10 protein-coding genes are annotated in these 16024 nt (G+C 64.4%); 9 read left to right on the top strand and 1 reads right to left on the bottom strand.

What is annotated here, in order from left to right:
* Nucleotides 1-798: 798 nt before the first annotated feature.
* The 6 genes from HK401_RS21190 to HK401_RS12580 all read left to right on the top strand — a co-directional run bounded on the left by HK401_RS21190 (nucleotide 799) and on the right by HK401_RS12580 (nucleotide 11859).
* Nucleotides 799-1548, top strand: coding sequence for a helix-turn-helix transcriptional regulator (locus HK401_RS21190; protein ID WP_258234195.1), 750 nt, complete (start codon nucleotides 799-801; stop codon nucleotides 1546-1548).
* Complete coding sequence (locus tag HK401_RS12600) at nucleotides 1533-4106, top strand: LuxR family transcriptional regulator (protein WP_181275017.1); 2574 nt, start codon at nucleotides 1533-1535, stop codon at nucleotides 4104-4106. The genes HK401_RS21190 and HK401_RS12600 overlap by 16 nt, the downstream gene beginning before the upstream one ends.
* Nucleotides 4107-4389: 283 nt before the next feature.
* A complete protein-coding gene (locus HK401_RS12595) occupies nucleotides 4390-7077 on the top strand; it encodes a helix-turn-helix transcriptional regulator (RefSeq protein ID WP_181275016.1) in 2688 nt (895 codons plus the stop codon).
* Between the two features lie 258 nt (nucleotides 7078-7335).
* Nucleotides 7336-9237, top strand: a complete 1902-nt coding sequence (locus HK401_RS12590) for a nucleoside-diphosphate sugar epimerase/dehydratase (RefSeq protein WP_181275015.1) — start codon at nucleotides 7336-7338, stop codon at nucleotides 9235-9237.
* Entirely contained in the window at nucleotides 9234-10454 is a 1221-nt protein-coding gene (locus HK401_RS12585) for a DegT/DnrJ/EryC1/StrS family aminotransferase (RefSeq protein WP_181275014.1), read from the top strand. Before HK401_RS12590 ends, HK401_RS12585 begins: the two co-directional genes overlap by 4 nt.
* Complete coding sequence (locus tag HK401_RS12580) at nucleotides 10372-11859, top strand: phenylacetate--CoA ligase family protein (RefSeq protein WP_181275013.1); 1488 nt, start codon at nucleotides 10372-10374, stop codon at nucleotides 11857-11859. Before HK401_RS12585 ends, HK401_RS12580 begins: the two co-directional genes overlap by 83 nt.
* Here the strand turns inward: HK401_RS12580 and HK401_RS12575 are convergent.
* Complete coding sequence (locus HK401_RS12575; protein ID WP_181275012.1) at nucleotides 11848-12915, bottom strand: ATP-grasp domain-containing protein; 1068 nt, start codon at nucleotides 12913-12915, stop codon at nucleotides 11848-11850. The two genes, HK401_RS12580 and HK401_RS12575, sit on opposite strands and share 12 nt — an antisense overlap.
* Nucleotides 12916-13372: 457 nt before the next feature.
* Here HK401_RS12575 and HK401_RS12570 point away from each other — a divergent pair, with 457 nt between their 5' ends.
* From HK401_RS12570 to HK401_RS12560, 3 genes are read left to right on the top strand one after another with little or no spacing between them, the layout of a single operon-like run.
* Complete coding sequence (locus HK401_RS12570) at nucleotides 13373-13990, top strand: arsenate reductase/protein-tyrosine-phosphatase family protein (RefSeq protein ID WP_181275011.1); 618 nt, start codon at nucleotides 13373-13375, stop codon at nucleotides 13988-13990.
* The gene (locus HK401_RS12565; RefSeq protein ID WP_373563653.1) at nucleotides 13990-14673 is read left to right on the top strand and encodes a sugar transferase; all 684 of its coding nucleotides are present in this window, start codon (nucleotides 13990-13992) and stop codon (nucleotides 14671-14673) included. The genes HK401_RS12570 and HK401_RS12565 overlap by 1 nt, the downstream gene beginning before the upstream one ends.
* On the top strand, nucleotides 14660-16021 hold the full coding sequence (locus HK401_RS12560; protein ID WP_181275010.1) for a lipopolysaccharide biosynthesis protein: 1362 nt from the start codon (nucleotides 14660-14662) through the stop codon (nucleotides 16019-16021). The genes HK401_RS12565 and HK401_RS12560 overlap by 14 nt, the downstream gene beginning before the upstream one ends.
* Nucleotides 16022-16024: the final 3 nt, after the last annotated feature.

Below are 16024 nucleotides of genomic sequence, written 5' to 3'. Positions count from 1 at the left end.
TCCTTGGGACGGGTGCCGACTCCCAAACAGGTTCTGGACGCCGCCGGTTGGGCAAACGCGCAGGGCAGGTACCGCGAAGCCGCGGAGATCGTCCGGACCAGCGGCTATCGTGGTCCCGAACTCGACCTCGAGCACGCCCGCAGCGAATGGGGAGCCGGCCGTCTCAGGCAGGCCCGGGAGATCGTCGACCCGCTGGTCTCCGAGGCTTGCCTGAATCCGGACACCTCAGCACATGAGTATCTGTCCCGTCTCGCCTCGATGGAACTGAGGCTGATGGACCCAAGGAAGCCCGAGGATCTGCGGCTGGACTGGGTCCGGGACACGCTTTCGCTGCCGATCGACGTCGGTCGGCTCGACGCGACGCGTGCCCGGTTCGATCTGAAAGGAGGTCGCATCGCTGCTGCCTGCGCTCTGGCCGAATGCGTCTATCTCAACCATGCGAGCTCGGCGCGCCACCGTCTGCGCGCATGTGCGTTCCTCGGCGTGGCCGAAGTGATGGCCGGTCGGATCGAACTGGGGCTGAGCTATATCGCGCAGGCTCGGCTGATGTTCGGACTTCCCGGGCCTGAATCGTTCGAACGGGAAGATGCCGTCCCGCAGTTCTTCGTGGCGAATTTCATCGCCGGCAACTGGGCCGAGGCGCGAACGGCGATGGATGAACTGACCTCCAGTCGACGGCTGACCAGACTGACGAACGCGCTCATCGACTTGCGCACTGGAAACGCGGCGAAGGCCCACCGCCTCCTCAACGAACTCAATCTCGGGGCCGACCCCTGCGACATCGTCGATATAGCGGGAATGGCCAGGTCGGCTCTGTCTCTCTCCGCTGTGCTGACACATCAGCGGACCGAAGTCGTCTCGATCGCCAGCGACGAGGACGCCGAAGCGAGTCGGCATTCCTGGTGGGCGTCCTTCGAATCCAGGCTCTTCGATCTGCAGGCACTGGCGCAGACGTCGCCGGGGGCCGCGGGCCCGCAGCTGTACGAGCTCGGGGCCTGGGCGGACGAGCACGGTGCGCATACGCTTGCCTGCCTCGCCTGGCTCGAAGCCGGGCGACTCGGGCATGAGCAGGCCATCGCCTGCCTGGCGGCGTCGGCCGCCAGGGTCGATGGTGCCCTCGGTCGCCTGCTGCGTGCTGTGGCCCATGCCTTCAGCACCGACGGACTGCAGGCGCTTATCACCGCGGCCCGTGAGGCGCTGCTCTTCGGCGCCGTCGTGCTCTGCGCCCAACTGTCCGGCGAGGCCCGAAAGCGCGCCGTCGCTGAAGGCGACGCCGCAGCCGCCAAAGAAGCCCGGATCCTACTGGGCCGGAGCCGGCGCGTGCTCGACTTCGATGCCGACGGCAAACGGTTCCACGAGAATCTGGGCGAGCTCGAGCACTCGATCGTCACCGGCATCGTCGAAGGTCGAACGAGCGCGGAGATCGGAGAAGAACTGCACCTGTCGGCCCGAACCATCGAATGGCACCTCGGTCGACTCTACCGCCGAGTTCACGTGGCCAATCGGCAGGAGCTGCGAGAGGTGGTGGCGGAATGGCTGAGGACCTGAACACAGCAGCCGCATCGAGTGCTCGTGACGGAGCAAAGATCTTCGGGCGCAAGGGCGAACTCGAACTGATCCGTCAGTCGCTGCGCTGTTCGGAATGCTCCGGCATTCTCATCGAAGGTGAGATCGGCGTCGGCAAGACACTCCTGGGGAGAACGGCCTTCGATGACGGGAGAGACGGAATCTGGATCCGCGGGGACCGTGTGCACCAGAACACCGAGTTCGGCGTCTTCGGTCTGCTCGTCGACCTCGACGGTGACCCGTCCACGCTGCTGGGGCGAATCGTGTCCCGGCTCACCTCGACTAGAGTCCCGCGGGCGGTCTTCGTCGATGATGCCCACCTGCTCGACTCCCGCTCGAAGGAGATCCTGACCGACTTGGCCAGCGTCGGCTCGATCAGGCTCGTCGCGATGTCACGGTCCAACCTCGAGGGCGGAGTCATGCCGTTCTCGACTCTGGTCGAAGACCGTGTGCTCCAGCATCTCGTCCTCGGTCCTCTGCCCCTTGAGGACTATCGGTCGATGATCGAACACCGACTCGGTCATATCGTGTCCCAGGCCGTGGTCGATGTCGTCGACTTCCATTCGAAGCGCAATCCGGGAAAGCTCATCGAACTCCTCGAATACACCGCACGACGTTCGCGCTTCCTCATGCGCCGGGGAGTGTGGATCCTCGACGGATTCGATACCGACTACGACGCGCGTGCCCGTGATTATGCACGGATCGGTCTCGCTGACCACTCGCCGCGGGAGGCGGAAGCCCTCGAGCTGGTCGTCCTCGCGGGAGAGGTGGAGCTTGCGACACTGCTCGAGGTGGGCCTCGGGGAAGCTGCAGATGCGCTCGTGGCCGCCGGAGAGCTGAAGATCGATACGCAGAGACCCCATATCTATGAGGCGGTGGAGAACCACACCTCGGACACGATCAGGTACACAACCCCGACCGGTCGGAGTCGAGAGTGGTTCGACTTCATCGACGCGTGCGGAGATGCACCTTCGGAATGGTCGCAGGTGGTCAGGGCCGAATGGGGAATGATCTGCGGAGCAGAGGTCAGCGAGTCGAGAACCGTCGACGCCGCACTGGTCGCCGCCCGCCTCGGCGATTGGCATCGGGCTATGCGACTGATCGCGGAGATCCCGACGGAGCGGATGAGCCCTCACGAGCTGCACTCGGTCGCTCTGCTCTATTGCGGCTGCAATAAGATTCCCCTCGGTCTCGACATCCTGGCCCACGCGGTCCGTACCGCATGTTGTGCCCAACTGGTCGTCGACGCGCTTGTGGTGTGGATGAACCGCGCTTTCGCATCCATGTCTCCTGCCCTGCGACTTGCGGACTTCCGCACCGCTCTGAATCGGCTGCACGAGGAAGGTGACGGACACTCCGGAGGGAGAGTGGGCGCAGAGTTCGGACTCGAGTTTCTCGACCGAGTCGCTGCCGTCGTGGCCGAAGAACGACCGATCACCGTGGACGTCTTCGGCGGACTCCCTCACGAGAGCGGTGCAACGGGCAGCTTCCATCTGCTCGAAACGATGCTGCACGCAACGGACATGCTCGACTCGGGGCTCACCTTGGAAGCACTCGCACTCCTCGAATCCGCTCGATCCGATTTCAGCAACGAGAGCACGGGGTCACTTCACCTGACCATGCTGCAGGGCCGCACACTTCTGCAGCTGGGACGTATCGCTGAGGCGAGAGAGCTGATGACGGCACTGTCGACTCATGACATCGCATACCTGTCGGCTCGCTCCGGGCCGATCGACCTGCTGTGGGCGAAGACTCACCTGCTCGAAGGCAATCTGCCGGGCGCCATGAAGGCGCTGCGAGCCGCGATCGAATCACTCACATACTGGAACATGGGCACCCAGCTGGCAATCGCGCTGGCAGAGGCCGAATATGCGGTCTCACGTGTCGGAACCGCCGCTGAAGCCGACGACCTGCACGCCCGCTTCGACGAACTGCCGGTCACGGCTCTCTATCACGAATATCGCCGTGCACTCGTGCTGCGAACCACTGCACGAGCGATACGCACCGGGGAGCCCAGGTACGAGCACGAGTTGCGCCGGATGTTGGAGGAAGCCGAATCCGATGGGGCAGCGGCGATCGTCGTGCTCATCCGGCTGCACCTCTTCCTGCACTTCGGCGAGATCGCACCTGAGGCGATGTGTGAAGCGGCCGCGCACGGAACCGGGCGTGAGTTCGACCTCGTCGGCCGCCTCGGCGCTGCATTGCGTGATCATGATCGTGCAGCCCTGACCTCTCTTGCGAAGGAATACGGAGCGGCGATGCCAGACCTGGCGGGCAGATGTGTCGCATTGTCTGCGCGATTCGGAACCAGCCAGAGCCGCGGGCCGGGTGGGCAGGTCACGGGGCTGACTGCCCGGGAGAAGCAGATCAGTGTGCTCATCGTCGCCGGCCGATCGAATGCGGAGATCGCTGCGGAACTGGGCGTGCGGGTGCGAACGGTCGAGGGGCACACGTACCGGCTGTTCCGAAAACTCGGCATTGAGCGCAGAGAACAGGTCGCCGAGGCGATGCGAGATGCCGAAGGCCGACTGCGCGCCTGAGCTCGAATCGAGTATGCGCGACTGCGGGATTTCGGACACGAGTGAGTACTCGCAGTGATGCTCCAGTGGTGACCAGCCGGTGACTGAGTAGTGACCTGAAGGGTATTCCCGTATCGACCACCTGGTCCGAGACGGCTGTCGGCGAGCAGTATCTCAGTATGGACATCACACCTCAGACTCCTCTGCGAACCGATCCCCGCGCCGTGCGATTGGCGGCGGCCGTTCCCGGGCCGGGACTCCCTCTCCGAACGATCTTCCCGAACCCGACGACGGGAGGCGGATCATGCGTCAGGTGATTCGTCGCAAGGAAGTCGGCGACCTCCGCTCCCTCCTCTCCCGACACCGTGCCGCTGCTCTCACCGGCGGCTTCGGGTCCGGAAGGCGTTCGATCCTGCGGGCACTCGAGTCGGAGTGGGACGGGACGGTCATCAGGGTCGCATCGAGTCCGCTTGACGAGGACACGCCCTTGTCCGGGTTAGGCGGTCTGCTCGCCGCAGTCAGCGCATCCGCGAACGGACCCTCCGATCCGGCGGAGCTCGCCGCCGATGAGATCGTGCCGAGGATGATGGCAGCTCTCCGATCGATCCCCGGGGAGGAGGACACGCTCATCCTCGTGCCCAATGCCGATGACATGGACATGGACTCGCAGCGGCTGCTCGGTCAGGCGCTGCGCCGGTTGAAGTCAGGACGTCTGCACATCGTCATCACGGTTCGGTCGATCGACGATGATGGTCCGTTCGCCTCAGTGCCGGAGATCGAACTCGCGGATCTCAGCATCGCCGAGCTCCTCGAACTCGCCCGTGAACTCGCTTTGGCCCGCTTCGGACACACGAGGATCGCCGAGGAGGCGGCCCAGGTCGCCGCCCACGCCGCAGCTGGTCGTCCCTTGGCCGTCAGCCACATCCTCGAGGAGATGGCGCCGAGTGAGATGCGCGGGGAGATCGCGCTGTCGATCCCGGTGCGAGTGGGACCGGCCAGCCGACCGATGATCGCCGACTACGTCGAGGGGCTGACGCCCGATGCCGATGCGCTGCTCAGATGCCTGTCGCTGTCCCCGCTGACTCCGCTGCGGCCTCTGGCCAGGAGGCTGCCCGGGTTCTGGGAAGCCGTCGATGAGTTGGAATCGCGCGGCACGATCGAACGTCGGGGAGCCTTTCTGCGGATACCGCACGGATTCGTCCGTGCCATGGTGCAGCAGTCGATGGGGGCGAGCGAGCGACGCCGGACCCACCTCGTCCTGGCCGAGGACTGTGCCGACACATGGCCGCAGATCGAGGCATGGCATGTCTCGTTCATCGACCCGGGTGAGGAGACCGCGCAGCAGCTGGCGGCGCACGCTCTCGGCCTGGTGCGCCGCGGACTCACTGCCGGAGGTGCCGAATTCGCCGAACGGGCCATCCGAGTCTGCGACGACGTCGAGGAGCTGCGCGGTCAGTTGGTCGAGATCGCCGAGACACTGTCCGATCACGGGCAGTTCGCCTTCTCGCGCCGCTATGTGCGGATCGCCTCCCGGTCGAGCCGGGCCGCGGTCGTCGTCCGCGCTCGGACGCTCGAGGTCCGCAACGTCTTCCTCGAGACGCAGACGCTGCCGTCCTCGCTGTTCACTTCGTGGAGCAGCTGCGAATCGGAGCAGGCGCCCGCCGAAGTAGCGCGCCTGCAGCTGACTCTGGCGCTCTGCCATTGTGAACGCGGCGAATTCGTGCGAGCGCAGGAGCTTCTGACACTTGCCGAAGCCGCCGCTGAGCACGTCCGTGACGGCGACGAGCAGCTTGTCCGCGCCGTGCGCATCCTGCTCGACAGCAACAGCGGGGACGACAGGTCGGCGCTCGCGGGATTCGCGAGCCTGCAGGAACATCAGGATTCGATCAGACCGAGCTTCGGCCTCGCCGTGGCCCAGGGGCTGGTGCTCACCGAGCACTATGAAGCCGCGACCGCCGTACTCGATCTCATCGGTGAGACCTGTGCAGCGGCCAGGGTCTGGAAGCGGCAGGTGGATTGTGTCCGTGCTGATCTGGACATGCGCCTCGGCCGGATCAGTCAGGCCGTCGAGGTCATCGACAGGGTCATCGCGGAAGCGGAGGCCGACCAGCGCAGAGGACTCGTCGTCGTTCGGCAGGATCGGATTCTGCTGCTGCACTCGTGGAAGCTGCTGCTGACCGGACGCACCGGCGAAGCACGGCTCGTCGAGGAACGGACGGCGGTCTGGGCTTCGGCGACGAACAACCACCGCCTGCTGGCCGAGCTCAATGCGCTTCAGGGCAGATACCTGCTGCGCATCGACTGTCCGGCCGAAGCGCTCGGGCACCTGCGACGCTGCGAGCAGCTGTCCGTGGACGAGATCAACCCGAACGTGCGTCGAATCGACGGCGACCTCATCGAAGCGTTGGTGGGTGTGGGCAGGCGGGAGCATGCGACTCTTCTGCTCCAGAAGCTGCGTGACCGCGCGAAGACGTGCCCTTCTCGGTGGACCGAACTCGTCGTTGGTCGGAGCGAAGCCCTCTTGGCTGCCGGAGATGCTGCCGCCGATCTGTTCGGGCGAGCACTGCGACAGGCCAGCGCTTCCGAATTCGTCTTCGAGAAGGCAGTCACTCATGCTGCTTTCGCAGCGAGGCTCACCGACAACGGCTCGACGCTGAGGGCCCGCGAACAGCGGCTCGCTGCTGCGGCACTGCTTCGCGAAGTCGGGGCTGGTCGACTCGCCGAACACCTCCGCACCGGGCAGATCGTCGAAGAGCCTCAGGCGCCGGCAGGGCCAGAGCTGCCGCGCCTCGGCGAACTCAGCGATGAGGAGCTCAAGGTCGTCGAGCTGGTCCGTGCCGGACTGAAGAACCGGGAGATCTCCGAACGGATCTTCGTCTCGCTGCGCACCGTCGAACTCCGGCTCACCGCTGTCTATCGCAAGCTCGACGTCGGTTCGCGAACCGAACTCGTGTCCCGTTTGGCGGGCAACCCGCGCCTTGCCGCCGTCTGAGCACAGGCGGGGGAGGAATCCTCTGCGCGGCATTCCGCACGGACCCCGCGGATGACCGCAGTCCCTCCGCCGCAAGTGGCGGAGCAGCCACCGAACCCCCATAGCGTGAAGTCGACGCATTCCGAAGTCGGAATCGCTGCATCGTCGGCTCTCACCGACGATGCCCGGCAGCCACAACGACTGGGCCGGATCAGTCGAGCATGGGAGATCACGATGACTGTGTCGGAACATCCGAATCCACTCACTCGGACGGGCAGTGTGAGTGCGGCCCCGCCGGCCCCGGTGACCTCCGGTGCGAGATGGGCGGCGCGGCTGGCAACGCGGATCTGGAGGGGCAAGACCAGGTTCCAGCTGGTCTTCGACATCGCGGCATGGGCTCTTGCCGGACTGCTCGCATCGGCCGTCATGGGCACAGGTGCCGTCGGCGCAGTCGAACTCGCATCCGCAGCCGCGGCCGCGGTGATTCTGCAGCTGCTCCTCGGCCTGCTCATCGGTCTCTACCGCAGCCGCTACCACTACGGCAGCTTCGCCGAATACGGCGGCATCGCCGTCATCGCTCTGATCATCGCGTGCGGTCTGATGGCTGTCACCCTGGGGGATTCTCCGTTCGTTCTGCTCACTGTGTTCTCCGCCGTCATCTTCATGACCGGCAGCCGCTACCTCGTCCGCTGGTCCCACCAGATCGCAACGCGCCCGCTGCAGGGTGAGCGAGTGCTCGTCGTCGGTGCCGGTGCCGCCGCCGAGTCCCTCATTCGGCAGATGCTCTCCGGCCCTGACGGCGCCTATCTTCCCGTCGGGCTCATCGATGATGACCCGCACAAACGCCACTTGAGCATCCATGGGGTTCGTGTCCGTGGGACGAGTGAGGAGATCGCCGAGGTGGCCGGATGGCTCAATGTCTCCGGAGTCATCGTCGCAATCGCCGATTCCGAAGCGGAGTTCCTGCAGACCTGCCGTGATCGTCTGCAGCCGACAGGGAAGTGGCTGAGGACGATTCCTCCGCTGGCAGAGATGGTCACTCGGAAGGTCGAGCTCGGCGATATCCGCGATATCAAGGTCGAGGACCTCATCGGCCGTGCCCCGGTGCACACCGATCTGGCAGAGATCGCCGAGAAGGTGGCCGGCAAGCGCGTGCTCGTCACCGGAGCAGGGGGATCGATCGGCAGCGAACTCTGCCGGCAGCTGTTCGCTCTCCATCCCGATAGCCTCGTCATGCTCGATCGGGATGAGACCGCGCTGCATGGAGTCGAACTCACGCTCTATGGTTCGGCGCTGCTGATGTCGCCGAATACGGTGCTCGCCGACATCCGCGACCGGAGCGCCCTTGACCATATCTTCGCCGAGGCGAAGCCGCAGATCGTCTTCCATGCCGCGGCGCTCAAACATCTGCCGATGCTGCAGCGGTTCCCTGAGGAGGCTTGGAAGACGAACGTCCATGGCACCCTCAATGTCCTTGAAGCCGCTCACGCGGTGGGAGTCGAAACCTTCGTCAACATATCGACGGACAAGGCCGCCGCGCCGACGAGTGAACTCGGGCGGAGCAAGCGGATCGCCGAACGACTGGTCAGCGGCTTCGCAGCGAAGTCGCCGGGCACCTACCTCTCGGTCCGCTTCGGCAATGTCCTCGGTTCACGCGGATCTGTGCTGCTGTCTTTCCAGGAGCAGATCAGACAGGGAGGTCCGATCACTGTGACCGATCCGGAGGTCAGACGCTTCTTCATGACGATCCCGGAGGCCTGCCAGCTGGTGCTGCAGGCGGCGACGATCGGCGAAGACGGCTACGTCATGGTTCTCGACATGGGCGAACCGGTGCGCATCGTCGACATCGCGCGGAGCCTGGTCGCAATGTCGAATCAGAACACCGAGATCGTCTATACCGGGCTGCGCGAAGGCGAGAAGCTCGACGAGGAGCTCTTCGGCGACTACGAAGGCACCGTCATCCGCATCCATGACAAGATCAGTCGGGTCGAAGCGCCGGAGCTCGCTCCTGCCGATCTGCCCATCGTCATGGCTGAGCGGAGCGTCATCGACGATTTCTGCAATCGGAACTGCCGTCCTCAACCGAAACTCGGCCGTCGAGCGAGTCACCGAGAACCCGTCGGCGGTTCCGCCCTCCTGCCGGAACCGGCCAGATTGGTCACGGACGAGGTCAGGTCATGACGATCTCGGACGCGGCACCGACGAAGCCGCCGACCGCAGTGGAGCCTCAGCCTGTTCCAGCTGTCAGTCGGATCCTGCTGTCGGGCCCCGACGTCGGGGAGCTCGAAGAGGAATTCCTGTTGCGCGCGTTTCGCAGCGGCTGGATAGCACCTGTCGGTCCCGACCTCGAAGCGTTCGAGACCGAGCTTGCGGCTGAAGTCGGAGTCGCTCATGCGGTTGGGCTCTCATCCGGAACGGCGGCTCTCCACCTCGGTCTTCTCGGTCTCGGAGTGCAGCCGGGAGACCTGGTGGTCACGTCGACGATGACATTCGCCGCAACGGCGAACGCCATCACCTATTGCGGAGCCGAACCTGTATTCGTCGACTGCTCCGCAGACGGAAACATGGATCCGGCACAGCTGCACCGGGCTTTGAAGAACTCGATCCGAGGGAGGAGGAAGCCGGCGGCAATCGTCCCGGTCGACCTGCTCGGACGGCCTGCCGACTACGACCGGATCTTGCCGATCGCGGCCGAATTCGACGTCCCCGTCCTCGTCGACGCCGCCGAATCGCTGGGATCCCGCTACGGAACTGCCGCCTGCGGCAGCTTCGGTGACGCCGCGGTCGTGTCATTCAACGGCAACAAGATCATGACCACCTCGGGTGGTGGAGCACTGCTCACCGACGATTGCCGCTTGGCAGAATACGCCCGTTTCCTGTCGACCCAGGCCCGGGAGCCGGTGGCTCACTACGAACACCGGGAGATCGGGTTCAACTATCGGCTGAGCAATCTGCTCGCTGCTCTCGGACGGGCGCAGCTGACCCGGCTCGACGCGATGATCGATCGCCGACGGGAAGTCCGTCGACGCTACAGCGACACAATCGCCTCGGTGCAGGGGGTTTCTGTGTTCGGCAACGAGAACGACCACTGCGACAACGCCTGGCTGACTGCGATCCTTGTGGACGAGCGTCGGGCCGGATTCAGAGCGACCGAACTGGGAGCTTGGCTGGCCGAACACGATATCGAGACCCGCCCGCTGTGGAAGCCGATGCACTTGCAGCCGGTCTTCGCAGAGGTTCCGATGTACGGCGGAGAGGTCTCCGAACGCATTTTCTCCAACGGCCTCAACCTCCCGAGCGGATCGAAGATGACCGATGCCGACATCGACCAAGTCATTGCCGCCATGGCTGCGTACTTCGAGCTTCGAGGCGCAGCCGTTGCTGGAGCTGCACCGTGACCCAGTCCAGTGGCAGACGGTCCCAGACTCGAAGTCCTCAGCGCGCCAACGCACCCACAGATACTCGAAAGAGGAGAAGGGAAACCTCATGTTGTCCACAGCCCGCCGATTCGCGGCTCAGATGCTGCCGAACGGAGTCTCCCCGTCAGTCGTCGAAGAGGTCTTTTCGACTCTGAACAACCCCGCATCCCGCTCTTCCTCTGCCGCATTGGAACAGATCGCGCACCATGCTCGCACTCATGTGCCCTTCTATCAGAACTTGAAGGGTGAGGGTTTCGAATCGCTGCCGGTGGTCACGAAGCCGATGATGGTGGCGGATCGTTCGCAGTTCTTCGATGAGCGGGTGAGCCCTGAGACGCTGACGGTGAGGTTCTCCTCGGGCACGTCCGGCATCCGCTACCGGTCGTATTTTGACAGAGATCGGATCGCCCGCCATCGGTCAGAGATGGTGGCAATTCACAAGTTCATGGGTGCCGACCCCTTTGCCGCGGTGATCCATGGTACGTCGTGGCTCGATGTGTCACGCCGCCTCAAATGTGCCTTTCTGCTGCAGGGCAAACGAATGTATACGGGTGAGAATGATGAGCGAAGCATCAGGTCGATTGCCCGGTGGCTGAGGAATCGACGAGGCACTATCATCGTCGCACTGTGTTCTTACCTCGACAGCCTGTTCGAAGGGTTCCGAGAGTTCGATATCGAGTTCGACAAGGGAGTCATCGGCGCCGTACTCGGCATCGGCGAACCAGCTACCGAGTCACTGGACCGGCTTGTGCGGTCTCAGGCCGGTGTCAAACTGTTTATGCGCTATTCGAACACCGAGAACGGACTCTTCGGGATCTCCGACGGCGGTCTGTCCCGATACACACTCAACACATCGGCGTTCCATTTCGAGATCTTGGAGCTGGAGAGCGACTGCCCGGCCCCACCTGGTGCCCTCGGAAGAATTGTTGTCACAGACTTGTACAATCGGGCGTCGCCTTACCTCCGGTATGACACGGGGGACCTCGGACGGTTCGCCGTCGACAAAACAGGCCGAACAGTACCGGGCGTCCTGCAGGAACTGCGGGGTCGGAAACGCGATTTCCCCATCGGTGGTACCAAAGAAGCGCCACGGCGGTTGCTCTACATGGAGATCCTCGAACCGGTCGATCGAATGAAGGACATTCAGCAGTTCCAGCTGCGTCAGAATGATTTCGGCAAGTTCACATGGGTGCTCAACGCGCCGCAGTCGGCCGAGATCGAAACGCGCCTGCGCGCTCTGCTGAACGGAAGCATCGGCGGCATCGTGAGCTGCGATTTCTCTTACGACTCAGCAGAACTCGTCATCGGATACGGGAAGAGGCAGCACTTCATCAACGAGATGCCCGATCCAGAGAGTCTGTTCAGGTCCCGATCACTCAACTGAACTGGTAGGCGTCACCGGTATCCTTCCCGCGACTCGAATGCTTTCGTATTTCGCCGAGACGACGCCGGGATCATAGCGACTCCACTCGTGGCCGTCGTCTCTGCCCATGGCCTGAGCCAGATAGTAGAGCGGAACATCGGCGCCGGCGAGGTGGACGAACGGATAGCCGCCTCCGAAGCGAGGGTTGATGTCGATGACCGTGGCACTGCCCTCCTCGTCGAGGAACATGTCGACGTCGATGAGTCCGGTGAGCCCGGCCGCTTCCGCGATGAGAGCAGAATTCGCGACGAACGGGGCAGGATCCACCGTCACCGCTTTATCCGTCTCGCCCGCTCTCATCCGCAGCTTGCGTCGGGCAAGGACCGCGGCGAGGTCACCGGGGGCATGAAGTGCACCGACGATATCGACACCGTGTTCGGAGCCGGAGAGTTTGGGCTGGACCACCACATCGTCGGCAGTCGGCTCACCGCCCGATTGCGCAGGTGCGGAGAGCAGCGATTCGGCCACAGCTTCTTCTGCCCGACCAGCGGGCACGATTGCGAGACCTGACGAACCGCTGCCGAACCGGTGTTTGACGACGACGTCATCGGTATCCGCTGCAAGTGCCGACAGTCCTGCACCGTCTCCGCCGGCGAACGTCGGCGCAGTGCGCACGCCGATCGCGGAGAGCATCTGTGCCATCCGCAACTTGTCGACGCAGCCGCGCTGCCATTCGACGGACACGCCGGGGACGAGCACTCCCGACTGTCGCATCCGGTCCGCGAGGTCCGTATTCACATGAAGGTGAAGGAGCTCATAGTCGTTGACGGAGACGAACAGCTGCGGTTCGAGGTCGGCGATGAGGTCCGACAACGCGGTCTCATAAGCAGGGTCCGAGTACTTCGGCATGATTATGCCGATGTCCCCATAAGTCGCGGACGAACTCGTCTCGTCGTTCTCGGTCACGACCACTCGACCGTCGATCTCGAGTGTGTCGAAGGCCTGCCGGAACCAATCGATGAGATACAGGCGTCGACCGGCTGAACCGATCACCACGGTGGCGGGTTTCGACGTCATGTGGTCCTCCTGCAGTCACTGAGCGCAGTGCGGGCTCTGGGCGTATGTCTCCTCGGCACGAAGATGGCTGAGACCCGTGAACGGCCGTCATCGGCCGGGTACTCAGAAGCTTATCCACCCCTGAGGCGACGAACCAGGATTCGCTCTGCTCCAGACCCGTTCGAGCGGGTCACCGCAGGGTCACTGCGGGTCACCGCAGGCTCATGTGGAGCCCCGGTCCGACCTCCTTCCGCGCCGGTAGCGTGAACCCCGAAATGCCGAGCTCTACGAGCCGGTCAGAACCGTGCAGAAGAGTCTTTGAGAGCTCGCCGGTGTCGTCGGTCCCAATCATCGACAGCAGTCCTGCGCGCAATGGTTCCGCAGTGTGAAAGGACACGTTCATGGGCAAGTCCGAAGTGGGTCCGCTGTCGGCGGTCGCTGCCGACGCAACGGTGACGACGCAGTGTACGGAGGAGCAGTGACACCTCAGACGTTCCATGTGCTCGCTGTCTGCACCGGCAACATCTGTCGGTCGCGCATCGCAGAGCTGGCGCTCGCTCAGAGGTTCGCCGATGTATCCGAGATCCGTCTGCGTTCGGCCGGGACACGGGCCGCCTCGGGGTGGCTGATTCCGGAGGAGGTGCGAGAGATCGCCGGATACATGGGCGTCGAGGAGATCCGTACCCGTCGCACGAAGCAGGTGAGCGAGCAGGCTCTCGGCGATGCCGACCTCGTCCTCGTGATGACACGGGACCACAGGCGGGAAGTGGTCGAACTCAATCCGCGGATCGTCCGCAGAACCTTCACGATCCGTGAGCTCGCCGGCCTGGCCGCGGTGACCCGCGACGCCGACATCATCAGCGAAGGCGGCGGGCCTTCAGCAGACCGGGCCGCGCGCCTGCGCGCTGCCGTCGGTGCAGCCGCACGGCGACGGAGCCGGCGCCGGTCCCCGAAACAGGTCACTGTCGACGATGTCATCGATCCTTACGGCTGCGATCGTGACACCTACGCCCGCTCGGCGCTCCAGCTCGCTCCCGCGGTGGAAGGGGTCGCAGCTCTGTTCCAGAGGGCGCTCAACCTCGGGGAGGGAGAATGATGGGCGAGTTCGATCCGAAGACGACGCGCCGGCGACGCGGTCACCCGACCATGGTAGGCCGGAGGCGGCCGTATGACACGGTGAAGCGGACGATCGATGTCTGTGGCAGCGCGCTCGGAATCATTGTGACGGCGCCGGTGCAAGCGGGAGTCGCTGTGGTCGTCCTAGCCGTGCACGGTCGTCCGGTGATCTTCCGCCAGCCTCGTCCGGGGCGAGGGGAGGAGGTCTTCGAGATCCTCAAGTTCCGGACCATGCTCCATCCCGACGACAGACATGTCACCGACGGCCAGCGCCTGACCCCGCTCGGACGGTTTCTGCGGGCAACGAGTCTCGACGAGCTGCCCTCGCTGTGGAACGTCCTCCGGGGTGACATGAGCCTCGTCGGACCGCGGCCGCTGCGGGTCGAATACCTCGAGCGCTATACGCCGGAGCAATCGCGACGGCACGAGACTCTGCCGGGAATCACCGGTCTGGCACAGGTGCGAGGCCGCAACGAACTCGACTGGGATGACAAGTTCCGCCTCGATGTGGAGTACGTCGACCGCCGGTGCCTGTGTCTCGACCTGCACATTCTGCTGCAGACGGTGCAGGCCGTGCTGGCCAGACAGGGCATCAACAAGGGCGGATTCGATACGATGCCGACGTTCACGGGAGAGAAGGACCCCGGCGATGAACGTACGTGACCGATTCGGCGGTGCCAGGCTCGCCGCCGCGGTGCTGGTCGCCTCGCAGGTGTTGGCCGCAGGCGGCGCCGTGGCCGTGAACCTGTTGGCCGCTTTCGTGCTCAGCCCCGCCGGGCGCGGTGATCTCGCATTCGCACTTCAGCTTGCGTACTTTCTCTCTGTCTTCGCGATCATGGGCCTCGAACGCCCCTTCATCGCAGCACGCTCCGGCGGATTCGGCACCGAGTACCGAATCTTCTCCAGAATGGTGACACCGGGAACTCTCTGCATCCTGCCGGTCGTGGTCCTTGCCGCCGTGTTCTCGCCATTCAGCGCCGACTGGCTGTGGCTGGGCGTCATTGCGATCGCCGGCTATGTCGCACTCAATTCCCTGGTGCGGGCGCTGCGCGTCGCCTATGTCTGCAGCCGTGAATGGAAATGGTTCACGATCAATGCGGTCGCCACCCAGGTCATCATCGTCATCGGTGCCATGCTGCTGGTGCTCTTCGACGTGGACGATCCGGTGCTGTGGATGTGGGCCTACGCCGTCTCGGCGCTGCCGGCCGTGGCGCTGCTGTTTCTCGTGCCCAAGTCGTGGAAGCCTGCGGCCCCGTCGCGGGAGGAGAGGCGGGGGCTGCGCCGCCGCGGCTTGGTCCTGCTGCCCTCGGATTTCAGCAACACTGCAATGCTCCGCTCGGACCGACTGCTGCTGCCCATGCTGAGCAGTTCGGCGGCGCTCGGCCTCTACGTCACCGTGGCCACTGTCTTGGAGATGGCCACCTGGCCGGTGCAGCAGTGGGTGGATGCCTCCCTGCGCAGCTGGTCGATGTCGTTCTCATCGCGTCCGCTCCCCATCGTCAGGCTCATCGGCGGCAGCCTCCTCCTGCTCGCCGTCTCCGCTGGGCTGCTCGGGGCCGCAGCCTGGGCCATGATCCTCTTCGTCCTTCCGGAGTCCTACCTTCCGGCGACCACGGTGATCATTCCCCTCGCAGTGTCTGCCATCGTATTCGGCCTCACCCGTGTCCAACAGGGACTGCTCATCGCCGCCGACGCGCCGGGAACCGTGTCGATCGTCGAGATCATCGGCACCGCAGCCTCGCTGTTGGCCTATCTCGCTCTGATTCCGCCCTTCGGGATGCTCGGCGCGGCCTACGGATCGATCATCGGCTCCAGCGTCTGCGCTGCGGCCGGTGCGATCTCCCTTGCCAGGGTGTTGCGCAGCAGAAGTGAGGGAACGAGGCGAACACCACCACCGGCATGCGAGCCGGTCGGTGGGGTGGGCGACGCGGAGACGCCCGCGCTGATGACGGCGACCGAGGAGTCTGCCCCTGAGACGACCGACCGATTCACAGACGAAACGAGGAGGTGAACC

Source organism: Brevibacterium oceani, from assembly GCF_013623835.1.
Classification (GTDB): domain Bacteria; phylum Actinomycetota; class Actinomycetes; order Actinomycetales; family Brevibacteriaceae; genus Brevibacterium; species Brevibacterium oceani.
The sequence above is the reverse complement of the archived record's forward strand: the minus strand, read 5'-3'. Positions and strand labels throughout refer to the sequence as shown.

What these genes read in the sequence shown, in the direction of transcription:
- HK401_RS12600 (WP_181275017.1), top strand. Translation starts at nt 1,533, where the DNA reads ATGGCTGAGGACCTGAACACAGCAGCCGCATCGAGTGCTCGTGACGGA.
- HK401_RS12560 (WP_181275010.1), top strand. Translation starts at nt 14,660, where the DNA reads ATGAACGTACGTGACCGATTCGGCGGTGCCAGGCTCGCCGCCGCGGTG.
- HK401_RS12595 (WP_181275016.1), top strand. Translation starts at nt 4,390, where the DNA reads ATGCGTCAGGTGATTCGTCGCAAGGAAGTCGGCGACCTCCGCTCCCTC.
- HK401_RS12565 (WP_373563653.1), top strand. Translation starts at nt 13,990, where the DNA reads ATGGGCGAGTTCGATCCGAAGACGACGCGCCGGCGACGCGGTCACCCG.
- HK401_RS12575 (WP_181275012.1), bottom strand. Translation starts at nt 12,915, where the DNA reads ATGACGTCGAAACCCGCCACCGTGGTGATCGGTTCAGCCGGTCGACGC.
- HK401_RS21190 (WP_258234195.1), top strand. Translation starts at nt 799, where the DNA reads ATGGCCAGGTCGGCTCTGTCTCTCTCCGCTGTGCTGACACATCAGCGG.
- HK401_RS12585 (WP_181275014.1), top strand. Translation starts at nt 9,234, where the DNA reads ATGACGATCTCGGACGCGGCACCGACGAAGCCGCCGACCGCAGTGGAG.
- HK401_RS12580 (WP_181275013.1), top strand. Translation starts at nt 10,372, where the DNA reads ATGCCGACATCGACCAAGTCATTGCCGCCATGGCTGCGTACTTCGAGC.